Source organism: Bradyrhizobium sp. SZCCHNPS1003, assembly GCF_032381555.1.
GTDB lineage: Bacteria > Pseudomonadota > Alphaproteobacteria > Rhizobiales > Xanthobacteraceae > Bradyrhizobium.
This window is the reverse complement of record NZ_JAUHIU010000014.1, coordinates 102,188-115,215: the sequence shown is the minus strand read 5'-3', so window position 1 is coordinate 115,215 and position 13,028 is coordinate 102,188. Positions and strand designations below refer to the sequence as shown.

The window sequence follows — 13,028 nt, the reverse complement described above, 5'->3', positions numbered from 1 at the left end:
GCTGAAAATGCGGTGCAGGAGCAGCGTGATCAAGTGCCGCGATCAAGGACCGGCGCTCAGCGCGCCGAATCCTCGATCACAGGCCGAGTTCGGCGGAGAACGATCGTACTGCGTGCGTGTCGAAACGTCGCATGCCCCGCGCTGAATGATGGCGCCGCGCGCCGGCGCTCACGCGCTGGCCGCGTCGAGCCGCGCGACCTGATCCGCGGTCAGCGCGAGCTGCGTCGCCGCCACCAGGGTGTCGACGTGCTCGGGCCTGGTGGCGCTGGCGATCGGCGCCGTCACCGACGGCTTCGCCAGCAGCCACGCCAGCGCGATCGAGGCCTGCTGCGCTCCGGTCTCCCTTGCGACCGCGTCCAGCGCGGCGAGGATGCGCATGCCGCGCTCGTTCATGTATTTCGGGATGCCGCGCTGTCCGCGCGGGCTCTTGCCGAAATCGGCCTCCGAGCGATACTTGCCGGTGAGGAAGCCGGCGGCCAGCGAGAAGAAGGTGATGACGCCGACGCCGTAGTTCTCGCAGACGCGTTGCAGCGCGCCTTCGTAGGATGCGCGCTCGGCGAGGCTGTATTCCGGCTGCAGGCTCTCATAGCGCGGCAAGCCGCTCTTCGCCGACAGCTCGAGCGCGGCCTGCAGCCGCTCCGCCGAGAAGTTCGAGGCGCCGATCACCCGCACCTTGCCGGCCTTGATCAGCCTGTCATAGGCCGCCAGCGTTTCCTCCTGCGGCGTCGTCTCGTCGTCCTTGTGCGACTGATAGAGATCGATGACGTCGGTCTGCAGCCGGCGCAGGCTGTCCTCCACCGCGCGCGCGATGTAGTCGGCCTTCAGCCCGACCTTGCCATCGCCCATGTCCATGCCGACCTTGGTGGCGAGGATGATGCGATCGCGGTTGCCGCGCAGCTTCATCCACTTGCCGATGATGGTCTCGGACTCGCCGCCGCTGTGGCCGGGCACCCAGCGCGAATAGACGTCCGCCGTGTCGAGGAAGTTGATCCCGGACTCCAGCACCTTGTCGAGCAGGCGGAACGAGGCCGCCTCGTCCACCGTCCAGCCGAACACGTTGCAGCCGAAGCAGAGGGGCGGAACGTTGAGGCCGGAACGGCCGAGCGGGCGCATCTTCATGGGAGGCTCTCGATCTGAATGATGTTGGCTGCATCCGTCGCGGACGCCTGCTGCAGATTGCCGTCATTCGTTGCGCGAGACCAGCGCGGCAGGAGCATGGCGGGCCCGCCCGGCCGCATCCAAACCGTGGCGCGGCTGCCCCGAAGTGGGTCCGGCAGCGTCAGACTTTTCACTCACTTGCCGATGATGGTCGCAGCCTGCGAACGCCTCGCAGCTGGAGACTCGAGGCCATGAGTGAGGAGTCCGTCTGATGAACACGCTGACCTATGACCAGCTCGGGCTGAGCTCAGATGGCCTCATGATGCCCGATCCGGCCGCGACGGCGAAGAACACGACGACCAATATGGCTGCGGCCGCCTCGCCTGTCGTGCTGCCGCCCGGCGCGGTGTCGGATCCGGTGGTGCATGCCGACGGCTCCGAGACCGTCTCGGTTCATACCGGCGGACTCACCTTCAACCTCACCTTCGATGCCGCCGCTGCTGCCGCGCCTGAAAGCTTCCGCGCCGGCGTCGAGCAGGCTGCGGCGATTCTGTCCTCGGCGATCACCGATCAGGCCACCGTCAACCTCGCGATCGATTTCGCCGGCACCGGCGGCGGCGCCGGCGCCAATGTCTCCAATGGCGTCCTCGCCAACTACGCGCAGCTCCGAACCGATCTGCAGGACCACGCGGCGGCTGGCGACACGGTGTTCGACAACCTGCCGACGGGGCGGGCAGTGCAGGGCCATTCCCAGGTGTTCGTCGCCAACGCCCAGGCCAAGGTGCTCGGGCTCATCGATCCAAACAGCACGACGACGGAGGACGGCTTCGCCGTCTTCAACACCGACATCCCGACGCAGTCGCTGGTCGGCGTCGCACTGCACGAGCTGTCGCATGCGCTGGGACGCGTGCCGTCGCCGGGCAATCTCGACATCTTCGACCTGTTCGACTTCACCAAGCCGGGACAGCATCTGATCAACAACAGCATCAGCTCGGCGCCGCCGGCCTATTTCTCGCTCGACGGCGGGCTCACCAAGATCGCCGATTACGGCCAGATGTCGGACCCGGCCGACTTCCTCAACACCGGCATCCAGGGCGCCCGCGATCCCTTGAACGAGTTCTACAATCCCACCACGTCGCAGACGCTGTCGCCGATCGATCTCGTGGTGCTGGAGACGCTCGGCTACAATATCTCGACCCCAGACACGCAGGCGCTGCTCGCCCAGATCCCGCACGCCGCCGGGGTCGCCGCACCGGTGCAGACGCCGCAGCAGGCCGTCGCGATCGCCTCCGCCGTGGCCGCCGAGACGGCCGCCAGCCTCACCAAGCTGGGTGATGCCGCCGGCGCCGCGCAGGTGCTGGCGAATGCCCAGGCCGACGCTGCTGCGCTGAATGGCACCGATGCCGGCGCGAACCATGACCACGCAACGGCCTATGCGTCCTATTCAGCCGAGCCGCACCACGATCCGATGATGCTCGCGATGCATCTGCACGCGATCAGTGCGAACTGAGGCGGTCGCTACCAGCAGAGGATTGATTGGGCGCGAGACGGTCATCGCGTAGTCGATCTAAGTCATACCCGCCATTTCATCGTCGTCATGGCCGGGCTTGCCCCGGCCATCTCCGTCGCACTCGCCTGAACTGAAAGGCGTGATGTAGCCAAGCGATCGGGCGGATCGGAGGTGCGGTCCGCTCACGATCAATCGCCATGTGTCCGACGCGACAGGTCAGGATCGCTCGCGGTCGCGTTGTCGGTTGAGTTGACGCAAATAGCTCAAACCGCAGACGGTCAGCCGGCCGGGATCATGCACGCCCTGATCGGCCATCCCGCGCATGTGCCGCGCCAGCGCGCGCCGCGTCCCCTGGTCCAGATCGTGTCTGGCCACGCGACGATAGATCTGCATCGCTCGAACGAGCGGCTTTGCGAGTTCGATCTCAGGCATGCGGGCCAACGGGCGGCGACGGCGATCGTTCCGATCAGGGCGCAGACGCCGGCTTGGCCGGGCGCAGCGTGACAACGACGGGAATGGCGATCGCGTAGATGGCGACGACCGACAGCCAGATCGCCCCGGGCCATTCGTCCCTGACGGCGAAGTACAGGCTCGAGAAGCCGAGCGGCGCAACGATCGAGGCGAGGCTGACCGTGGCGGCGAGCACGCCCTGGAACTGACCCTGCAAATGTGCGTCCACCTGCCGGGTGGCGATCGACTGCAGGGCCGGCATGCCCATGCCGCCGAGCGCGAACAGCGGCATGGCGCCAAACACCATCCAGCTCTGGTTGGCGAACGCCATGGCGGTGAGGGCCATGCAGACACAGGTCACTCCGGTCAGGATGGCGCCGCGCTCGGTCAGCAATCTCACGGCCGGACCGGGAAGGAATATTTGGGCCAGCATCTGGCACACACCGAAGGTGCCGAGCGACAGGCCGATCCAAAGACCGCTCCAGTGGAAGGTGTCGCCGCCCCACAGCGCCCAGCAGACGCCATAGGCCTCGCCGGTCGCGCTGAACAGGAAGAAGAGGAGCACGACCGGCAGCAGGCTCTTGACGGCGAACACCCAGCGCAGTGGCCGCAGCGGGTTCAGAACTGCGATCTCGATCTTGCCAGGGTCCGGTGGTCGCGATTCCGGCAGCATCAGCAACGCCAGCAGGACGTTGCATCCGTTCAAGGCCGCCGCCACGACGAACGGCAGCCGCAGCCAATGGTCGCCGAGCGCGCCGCCGAGCACGGGCCCGATGATGAATCCCATGCCGAACATCGCATTGAGGAGCCCGAAGCGGCGGGCCCGCTCGTCCTCGCGCGAGATGTCGGTGATGTAGGCCGTGGCCACCGAGACGTTGGCGCTGGTGACGCCGGCGATGGCGCGGCCGAGCAGGAGCATCCAGAGATCGGGCGCAGCCGCCAGGAACAGGTAGTTGACGATGGCGCCGGCCAGCGAGACCAGCAGCAGCGGGCGCCGGCCGAGCCGATCGCTCAGCGAGCCCAGCACCGGGGCGCAGATGAACTGCATCGCGGCGTAGAGCGCCGTCATGACGCCGAGAAGGAACGCCACGTCGCCGGCGTGGGTCACGTCGTGCAGCAGCGACGGCAGGATCGGAAAGATCAGCCCGATGCCGACGGCATCGAGCACGATGGTGAGATAGATGACGGCAACAGCCCTGGTCATGGCGCGCTCCGGTCCACGCGAACCGATGGCGCAAACAAGCGCGACCGCTCGCTGGAGCCTGACGATCTGTCAGGCGATCGATGTGTGGGAGACGCTGGGCCGGTCCATGCCAAAAGGCAGATGGACGGCTTGTACTCGGCCGCAGGCAACGACCGCTTTTCGCGACAGGCGCCGTCTACACGCCGAGATCGGGCGGCGCAAGCCGCTTTTTCCGAACGACGATCGGTGCATTCAATGCATATTCATCGATACATCGCCGGAGCTCTGGCTCAATCTGCAGACCGACTACGACGCCAGATCGCGAGGCGCGATCTCGGCAAGATTCTCGATCGCATCGAGACGGTGAACAAGCCACGGGCGGTTTGAGCGGACAGGTCGGGCGATGGCAGGCGGACGTGGATGGGCTGCGCGGGACGTCTCGTGATTCGCCCAGCAATGCGCCGTATCTTCACTGCACTCCTGGCCGGTCATCGAGAGTCCCCGTCCTGCCACCATGCGGCTGCGTGTCGTCACGCGTCGTCGGCGGCTGGACGTCGCGTTGGATCAACGGGGTGAGCAGGTGCTCGGCGAGGTAGAGGGACGCAAGCGGTCGCAGGTGCGCATTATCGAAGCTCACGAGACCCTCGCGCCGGTTGCGATCGAGATAGATGAGGCAGCCTTCTCGATTGCAGAAGAAATCATAAAGGCTTTGGTACTCGAACGGTTCGTTGGCCTGGAGCTCGTTTCGAAACGCCTTGTCGATGCCAAGCGCATGCTGGTCGAGGTGCGTCGAGATTCGTGCCGGTGTGAACTGCCAATAGTGCTGCATGACCACCTTGAAGAGGAGCGGCTCCCAATGAGGCGCCAGTCCGAGCACGATCACCCGTTTCACGCCGATCCGTTTGATGTCCCGAGATACCTCGCGCAGGTACTCCGTATCGAAGGAGTTGTTGAATGAGATGACCACGACATCAGGAGCGACCTTTTTGATTGTCGACAGCGCAAAGGAGTTGGACATCTCGCAGTAGTCGGTCGTCAGTCGGGTCAGATCGATTGGGTGTGGACGGCACCCCGACGCATAAACGAGCAGCAGGGACGTATCGGACGGAAGCGTCTTCCGTAAGCCGTGGAAGAGATGCGCCGAATGAGAGTCGCCCCAGAGCAGCACCGTTCTGCGAGAGTGGCTGGTGTAGCAGTCCGGGCTGATGCTGTCCCGAGGGACGCGCGTGGGAAGCGCACTCTCGAAGTTGTAGAAGTTGCATTGGTTCTGGTTGATCTCCACCAGCTCTTCCCGAGCCGGCGACACGCCCGTGCGGAATGAGTCGAAATAGGCTGCGTAGCTGTTCAGATCGCCCGGCTTGAAGGTCCAGCCGTAGGTCATGGTCAGGGAGCCGATTCCTGCGAGCGTCGCCGAGGCACCGCAGAGCAGTGGGACCGACCGCAAGGGCGATTGCCCAAACCGGATCGGACGTTCCAGAAATCGATAGGTGACCCAGGCCAAACCGGCGCTTAGCGCGATGACGCCGGATCGAAGCGGTGCGGAGCCTGCCTCGCCCATCCAGGCGCGAGTAAGGACGAGCAGAGGCCAATGCCAGAGATAAAGCGGGTAGCTGATCAGCCCGATTCCGACCAGGAAAGGATGCGAAAGAACGTGTCGGGCGACCCAGCTATACGGTCCGGCGCCGACGAGCATGCAGGTCGCTGCGACAGGCAGCAGGGCTGCCCACCCGGGAAATGGAGTACTTCTCGAAATCAGGATCAGGCTCGCCGCCAACAGGACTATTCCCGACGCCGCGAGCCGATCGGAAATGGGTGATCGATGCCCCGTGTCAGGGACAGCGCCGAAGAGCGGCCGGGTGTATGGGGACGACGCTATCGCCAGCAGGCCGCCTGCAAACAGCTCCCATGCGCGCGTAAGCGGGGAGTAGAAGGCCTCGGTCGGGCTGGTGCTCATGGCTTTGATGTTCAGCAGAAATGACCCGATGAGCAGCAGCCCCACGAGGTACGGCAAGGTGCGCTTCCTCGTCCGCCAGCACAGCCACAGCAGCACCGGCCAGAGGATGTAATATTGCTCTTCGATGCCCAGCGACCATAGGTGAAGCAGCGGCTTCGTTTCCGCGGCCAGGTCGAAATAGTTGGCCTCCTTCCAGAACAGCAGGTTCGCGGCAAATCCGGCGCTCGCCGCAACTTGCTTGCCCAGCTCCTTGTATTCGTCGGTGTACAGAACAATGCATCCGAGCAGGAGGGCGGCGAGAAGAACCACGATGAGCGCAGGGAAGATGCGCTTGACGCGACGAGCGTAGAAGGTCCGAAGACGAAATGATCCCTTCGCCAGATCCGCAACGATGATCGTGGTGATCAAGAACCCGGATATGACGAAGAAGATGTCGACTCCGATGAATCCGCCGCGAAGCACATGCGGAAAGGCGTGGAACATGACGACAGAGATGACAGCGACAGCTCTAAGTCCGTCGATATCCGGCCTGTAGGCCGTGCCGACCACGGGAACCGGTTTCGAGCCGGCCACTGGCGCGTGCATGTGCGCTCTCTCCCCAAAAGAACGTTCGGCTTCCAATCGTCTTGGCTGCAATCAAACTCGCGAAATGTCTCTTGCACAATAATGGCGGACAGTGCGGGGCAAACGCAATCATGAATGAGCGTCGTGAGGAGGTGGTCGCCATCGGTGGCGAACGTCGGCACGTCCGTGCTCATCAGTTCTCTGTCGGCCCGACGGGCAATTCCCGCATCCCCGTCATGCGCAGATTGCCCGTCGAGCCAGTTTGTCGCACGTCGTTCGGCTTGCATCGTCGGGCAAATCGCGACGATCCTCTCGGCCATCCCGCTCGCGATGAAGAGGGGCGTTTCGGCCGATCGTCACGGAGCGTAGCAGCGGGGAGCGTTGGACGTGTCGGGTTCGGGGCTCTGCGCAAGCGGGCCGACGAATGAACCCGGTGCGTACGGTCAAGTCGCGTGGTCCTGGCCTCCCGATGCTGAGGTCAAGCCGGTTGATGATGCGGAGACGCGTCTCGCCGGTGATGGGGGCAAGACAGCCCGGTCCCCAGGGAGATCGCGAAGCAGCCGTTAAAGCCAGCGCGCGGGGAAGGCCGGGTCGTCCGGCTGAACCGTGGTACCTGCCGCCTGCATTTTTTTCCGCAGGCGGGCCACGGACCTCAGTCGAGGTCCGGTCTTCCCCGCGCCCTCTCGTTTCTCGAGGGCGATGTCGGCAGCATGACCTGGGCGCGATCTGCGCCGCGGGGCTGCGGCGTGCTGTTTGGAAAAATCGTGTAGTGGATGTGGTGCGTGGGCGTGGATACGTCGCGCTCGCGATGCTCATCACGCCTGTGAGGTGGAACGGCCATGCGACACACTCAGTGTCGTCCCGGCCTTGAGCCGGGACCCATCACCACCGGCGGATGTGTGAGGCACGCTGGCGGCTCAGGATGTGCCCAACACGTCTCCCTGTGGTTATGGATCCCGGATCTTCGCGCGCGATGCGCGCTCGTCCGGGACGACGGGGGAGTGTGGGGCGCGGGCTTGCCCTTGACGCCGAGATCGGAGGTCGTCCAGCGCGGACTACTTCCTGATCCGCACACCCTTCGTCGTGAAACGCTGCGGTCGCTGCTCCGGGCGCACCGGCCGCCGTGTCGTTGCGGCCTTGCCGGTGCCCGGCGGCTGATGCGCCGGCACCAATTGCTCGGGACGCGAGCCGATCAGATCGGCACGGCCCATCGCCCTGAGCGCATCGCGCAGCACCGGCCAATTGTCCGGATCGTGATAGCGCAGGAATGCCTTGTGCAGCCTTCGCTGCCGCAGGCCCTTGATGGCTTCGACCTTGTCGCTGCCACCATGGCGGACGCCGCGCAGCGGGTTGACGCCGGTGTGGTACATCGCCGTTGCGGTCGCCATCGGCGATGGCAGGAAGGTCTGGACCTGATCGGCGCGGTAGCGGTTGCGCTTGAGCCACAGCGCGAGGTTCATCATGTCCTCGTCGCTGGTGCCGGGATGGGCGGCGATGAAATACGGGATCAGGTAGTACTTCTTGCCGGCCTCCTTGGCGGCGGCGTCGAACATCTGCTTGAAGCGGTCATAGCTGCCGATGCCCGGCTTCATCATCTTGTCGAGCGGGCCGCGCTCGGTATGCTCCGGCGCGATCTTGAGATAGCCGCCGACGTGATGCGTGACCAGCTCCTTGATGTAGGCCGGGCTCTCGACCGCGAGGTCGTAGCGCACGCCGGAGGCGACCATCACGCGCTTCACGCCCTTGACCTCGCGCACCTTGCGATAGAGCCGGATGAGGTCGTCATGCGAGGTGTTGAGGTTCGGGCAGATCTCGGGGAACACGCAGGACGGCCGGCGGCAGGCGGCTTCGACCTTGGGGTCCTTGCAGGCCATCCGGTACATGTTGGCGGTCGGGCCGCCGATGTCGGAGATCACGCCGGTGAAGCCCGGCGTCTTGTCCCTGATGCGCTCGATTTCCTGCAGGATCGAGCCTTCCGAACGGCTCTGGATGATGCGGCCCTCATGCTCGGTGATCGAGCAGAAGGTGCAGCCGCCGAAGCAGCCGCGCATGATCGTCACCGAGAACTTGATCATGTCCCAGGCCGGGATCTTGGCGTCGCCATAGGACGGATGCGGCGCGCGGGCATAGGGCAGATCGTAGACGCTATCCATCTCCGCCATGGTCAGCGGGATCGGCGGCGGGTTGAGCCAGAGGTCGCGGTCGCCATGACGCTGCACCAGGGGACGCGCATTGCCCGGATTGCTCTCTCGGTGCAGCACGCGCGAGGCGCGGGCATAGGCTTCCTTGTCGGCCTCGACCTGCTCGCAGGACGGCAGCCGGACCACGACGTCGCCCTTCTCGCGCGCAGCGCCTTCGTCGGCGGAGTCGAGATCGTCGGCATGCAGCTCGACAAAGCCCTCGGGCACTTTCCGGAACAGCGCGGTGCCGCGCACCGACTGGATGTCCTTCGGCGCTTCGCCGCCGGCGATCCGGTGCGCGACCTCGATCACGGCGCGTTCGGCATTGCCGTAGATCAGGATGTCGGCCTTTGCGTCGGCCAGCACCGAACGGCGAACCTTGTCGGACCAGTAGTCGTAATGCGCGATGCGGCGCAGCGACGCCTCGATGCCGCCGAGCACGACCGGCACGTCCTTGAACGCCTCGCGGCAGCGTTGCGCATAGACCAGCGTGCAGCGGTCCGGCCGCCTGCCGCCTTCGCCATTGGGCGTATAGGCGTCGTCGCTGCGGATGCGGCGGTCGGCGGTGTAGCGGTTGACCATGGAGTCCATGTTGCCGCCGGTGACGCCGAAGAACACGCGCGGCCTACCGAGCGCCTTGAACGGCTCGGCGGAGTGCCAGTCGGGCTGCGAGATGATGCCGACGCGAAAGCCCTGGGCCTCGAGCAGCCGGCCGATGATCGCCATGCCGAAGGAAGGATGGTCGACATAGGCGTCGCCGGTCACCAGCACGATGTCGCAGGCATCCCAGCCGAGCGCGTCCATCTCCTTGCGGCTCATCGGCAGGAACGGCGCAGGCTTCAGGTCCGCGCGATGGCGCGGCCAGGAACTCAGCGGTGGAGCGGTGAGGGCGATGTTCATCGCCCACGCATAGAGCCGCGGCGCTGCGAGTTCAACCGAAGCCCCGGTCGCAGACGAGGGCAGGTGGTCAATTTGTCCGGAATGGTTCCCGCGGCGTTGCGCGGGCGATCTGACGTCGCAGTTCCTGCCGTCTCAGTTGAGGTGATGCGACGCGCCGTTGCGGCGCTTGAGCCAGCCGTGCCCGAAATAGGCCAGCAGCGCGGCTGCCGCGAGCATGATCCAGATCGAGGGCATCTTCGAGCGCGGGCTGCCGCCGGCCTCGCCGACCGTGACGGGCTCGGTCATCGACACCAGCCGCAGGCCGGCGGCGTCGGTCGCGCGGCGCATGTCGGCGATGGCGGAGTGGGGCAGCGGGTCGGCGGCGAACAGCCGACCTGTCGCCGGCGCGTCGGACGCGGCGGGGTCGCTCGGCGGCGGCTCCATCGAAGACTGCGCGGCCTGGCTGCCGGAGGGCAGCTGGGCGAAGGAGTTCAGGTTGGCCGGCCGATGCGGCTTCGGTCCGTGCTGCGCCATCCGGTCCGGCTTCTCGGCCTTGTCCATTTTCTTGGGCGTCATGCTCTGCGGCACCGCGACCCGCACCTGAGGCCGCGAATAGGACGCCGGCTGGGTGACGGCCAGCATGCGGTTGGACCAGGCCATATAGGCCTTGCAGAGATCGTTGCAGTACTGGCCGTTGACCATGTCGCCGTTGGCGGATCCGGCCTGCGCGGCGCCGGGCGCGGCAATGCAGATGACGGAGACCAGCGCGGCGACCGCTCCGAGCCTCGACGATGTCAAAACAGGCAATGCGCTCAACTGGCCGATCATCGCAATTTCCCCCGTCGCGGTTTCACGCCGTTTGGGGAATAACGACAGGCGGAATGGTCGAGAGTTGGATCAGATCGCGTCAACATCCGGATGAGTTGAGGTCAATTTGCTGATGCGAGGCGTTATCAATAAGGGGCGGGCTTTGCTGTTCGACATCGACGGCACGCTCGCCGACACCGATGCGCTGCATCTGCAAGCCTTCAACGCGGTGTTCGGGCCGTATGGCCACGTGTTCGACCGCGCGCGGGCGGCACGCGAACTGCTCGGCCGCTCCAATCTGTCGATCTCCGCCCAATTTCTGCCGGATGAGGCGCCCGAGCGGCGCGCGGCGGTCATGGCGCAGAAGGAGGAGGTGTTTCGCAGCCTCGCCGCCGGCGCGGTGCAGCCGCTGCCGGGCCTGACGGCGCTGCTCGATCGGGCCGCGGCGGCGGCGATTCCGGCGGTGGCCGTGACCAACGCGCCGCGGGCCAATGCCGAGCTGATCCTGCACGGGCTCGGGCTGATGGACCGGTTTCGCGCCGTGATCATCGGCGACGAGCTGCCGCACGGCAAGCCGCACCCGCTGCCCTATCTGGAAGGCCTGCGTGCGATCGATGCCGTGCCGGAAAGGTCGGTCGCCTTCGAGGATTCCCGCGCCGGCATCGCGGCGGCGACGGCGGCCGGCATCGCCACCGTCGGCATGCGCACCAACCTTGGTCACGACGAGCTGATCGCGGCGGGCGCGGCGCTCACCGCGGCGGCGTTCGACGAGGCCGACGTGCTCGATCTGGTGATGGCGCGGCTGGGAGAGAGAATGTGAGCCATGACCCGCTTCCGGCGACGATACCGCCGGCGGCGGAGCTGACATGTCGCTGACATCGGGCAACAGCTTGCGGTCACCGTCCTTGCGCGATGGTCTCGACGAACGCGGCCGTCGGGTTGGCCGTCACGAGATCAAGGTGAGACGCATGCGCAAGTTGTTGATCGCGGCTGGTCCCTCGGAACTGTCGTTCCGGCCGATGCTGCAGGTCGATGAAGAGGGATCCGCGTCCAGTCAGCGCGGCCGGCGCGGCAGCGGAGCCGGGCGAGCCAAGCGCGCCGAGGGCCGCGCCAAGCGGTCGGCCCGGCGGTTTCGCTGGGCGCGGCCGTTGCGCGCAATGGCCGCCATCCTTCGCGGCTTGCGGGCGACGCTGCTGGCTCTCTCTCCCGTGGAGATCCCGAGCGATGGGAGCGTACGGCAGGAGAGCTTGCGGGACATGTCGCCGGTTGTGCCGCGGCTTCGCGTCGTCGGCGGCTGCGGAGGAGCGCGCGAGGCCGCCGCCGTACCGGCCGCCGCGCCCAATGCGATCTTCTGCGCTGCGGCCACGCCTCGCCATCACGTCCGGTCGATGGACACGCCACGCGCCCAGCGCCGGCGGCTGCGCGCGCGCTGATCGCGTCACCGCATGCGTGCCCTGCATGCTCTGTCCGTCGCACCTTGCTTGTCCGCAGCCCGATGCCGTGATTGAAACGGACGGTGCGCGCCAGGCTCGCTGTGCTCGCCTCGCAGGAGGACGGATCGATCATGTTCGTGGCGCGTGCACTGCTGATGGCGGTCGCCTTTCTCTGCGCGACCGCCGCCCTCGCCGCCGACACGCCCGGCGAGACCAGGGGCACGGTGCTGGAGCCGTCGTCGGCGAATCTCGCGCTGACCTGGAGCCTGGCCCATGTGGTGTTGCCGGCGGCGCTCGTCGGCGGACGGCGCTGGGAGGGGCATGCGGAGGACGCGCCCGACGTGATCGGGATCGCGCCGCTCGTGATCGTGATGCACGGGTCGAGCGGCGTCGCGCCGGCGGTGAAGGAGTTCCAGGCCTGGCTCGCCGATGAGCTCGGCGTGGCGTCGGTGGCGCCCGACAGCCTCGCGATTCCCGATCGGCTGACCTACGCCTCGCCGGTCGACGTCGCGATCTATGAGCGCGTCCACGCGTTGCGGCTGGCCGAACTGGAGAACGCGCTGAAGGCGTCGCGCGATTGGAGCTGGGTGGACCGGCTGCGGATTGTGCTGGCAGGCACCAGCGAGGGCGCGGTGGCGGTCGGCCGCTACGCCGGCAAGGATGTGGCGGCGCGGCTGATCTATTCGTGGTCGTGCGAGGACAACTACTTCGTCACCGCGCCCAGGCTCGGCATCGGCCCAAAGGAGCCGGTGCTGAACGCGATTTCGGCGCGCGATCCGTATTTCTCGGCTGCCAATCCCTGGAACAAGGACCGCGCCGTCACCGGCTCCTGCGCCGCCGCGCTCAAAGACGATGCGAAGGCGGAGGTGATGGTGATCGATGCCGACGTGCACACGATCCTGAACCGGCCGGAGGTGCGCGAGCGGAGCGCTCGATTCCTGCGCGGCGTGCTGGAGCCCTGATCGGGCGG

At 66.3% G+C, this 13,028-nt stretch carries 10 protein-coding genes; 4 read left to right on the top strand and 6 right to left on the bottom strand.

Annotated features, from left to right (window positions below; genetic code table 11):
* Positions 1–168 precede the first annotated feature (168 nt).
* Positions 169–1,119, bottom strand: a complete 951-nt coding sequence (locus QX126_RS23135; protein ID WP_315783885.1) for an aldo/keto reductase — start codon at positions 1,117–1,119, stop codon at positions 169–171.
* A gap of 250 nt (positions 1,120–1,369) precedes the next feature.
* Between QX126_RS23135 and QX126_RS23130 the strand changes: the two genes are divergently transcribed.
* On the top strand, positions 1,370–2,608 hold the full coding sequence (locus QX126_RS23130) for an NF038122 family metalloprotease (protein ID WP_315783883.1): 1,239 nt from the start codon (positions 1,370–1,372) through the stop codon (positions 2,606–2,608).
* A 216-nt stretch (positions 2,609–2,824) separates the two neighbouring features.
* On the opposite strand, the gene QX126_RS23125 is transcribed toward QX126_RS23130, so the two are convergent.
* The 5 genes from QX126_RS23125 to QX126_RS23105 all read right to left on the bottom strand — a co-directional run bounded on the left by QX126_RS23125 (position 2,825) and on the right by QX126_RS23105 (position 10,646).
* Entirely contained in the window at positions 2,825–3,040 is a 216-nt protein-coding gene (locus QX126_RS23125; protein WP_315783881.1) for a hypothetical protein, read from the bottom strand.
* Positions 3,041–3,074: 34 nt separating this feature from the next.
* Positions 3,075–4,262 (bottom strand): TCR/Tet family MFS transporter, encoded by a 1,188-nt coding sequence (locus QX126_RS23120; protein WP_315783879.1) that lies wholly within the window; start codon positions 4,260–4,262, stop codon positions 3,075–3,077.
* Positions 4,263–4,710: 448 nt separating this feature from the next.
* A complete protein-coding gene (locus QX126_RS23115) occupies positions 4,711–6,780 on the bottom strand; it encodes an acyltransferase family protein (protein ID WP_315783877.1) in 2,070 nt (689 codons plus the stop codon).
* A gap of 1,034 nt (positions 6,781–7,814) precedes the next feature.
* Positions 7,815–9,839 (bottom strand): YgiQ family radical SAM protein, encoded by a 2,025-nt coding sequence (locus QX126_RS23110; RefSeq protein WP_315783875.1) that lies wholly within the window; start codon positions 9,837–9,839, stop codon positions 7,815–7,817.
* Between the two features lie 132 nt (positions 9,840–9,971).
* The gene (locus QX126_RS23105; RefSeq protein ID WP_315783873.1) at positions 9,972–10,646 is read right to left on the bottom strand and encodes a hypothetical protein; all 675 of its coding nucleotides are present in this window, start codon (positions 10,644–10,646) and stop codon (positions 9,972–9,974) included.
* Between the two features lie 106 nt (positions 10,647–10,752).
* On the opposite strand from QX126_RS23105, the gene QX126_RS23100 reads away from it, so the two are divergent.
* The 3 genes from QX126_RS23100 (at position 10,753) to QX126_RS23090 (ending at position 13,020) form a co-directional block, all read left to right on the top strand.
* A complete protein-coding gene (locus tag QX126_RS23100; protein WP_315783871.1) occupies positions 10,753–11,445 on the top strand; it encodes an HAD-IA family hydrolase in 693 nt (230 codons plus the stop codon).
* Positions 11,446–11,593: 148 nt separating this feature from the next.
* A complete protein-coding gene (locus QX126_RS23095) occupies positions 11,594–12,058 on the top strand; it encodes a hypothetical protein (protein ID WP_315783868.1) in 465 nt (154 codons plus the stop codon).
* 131 nt (positions 12,059–12,189) lie between these two features.
* On the top strand, positions 12,190–13,020 hold the full coding sequence (locus QX126_RS23090; protein WP_315783991.1) for a hypothetical protein: 831 nt from the start codon (positions 12,190–12,192) through the stop codon (positions 13,018–13,020).
* Positions 13,021–13,028 lie beyond the last annotated feature (8 nt).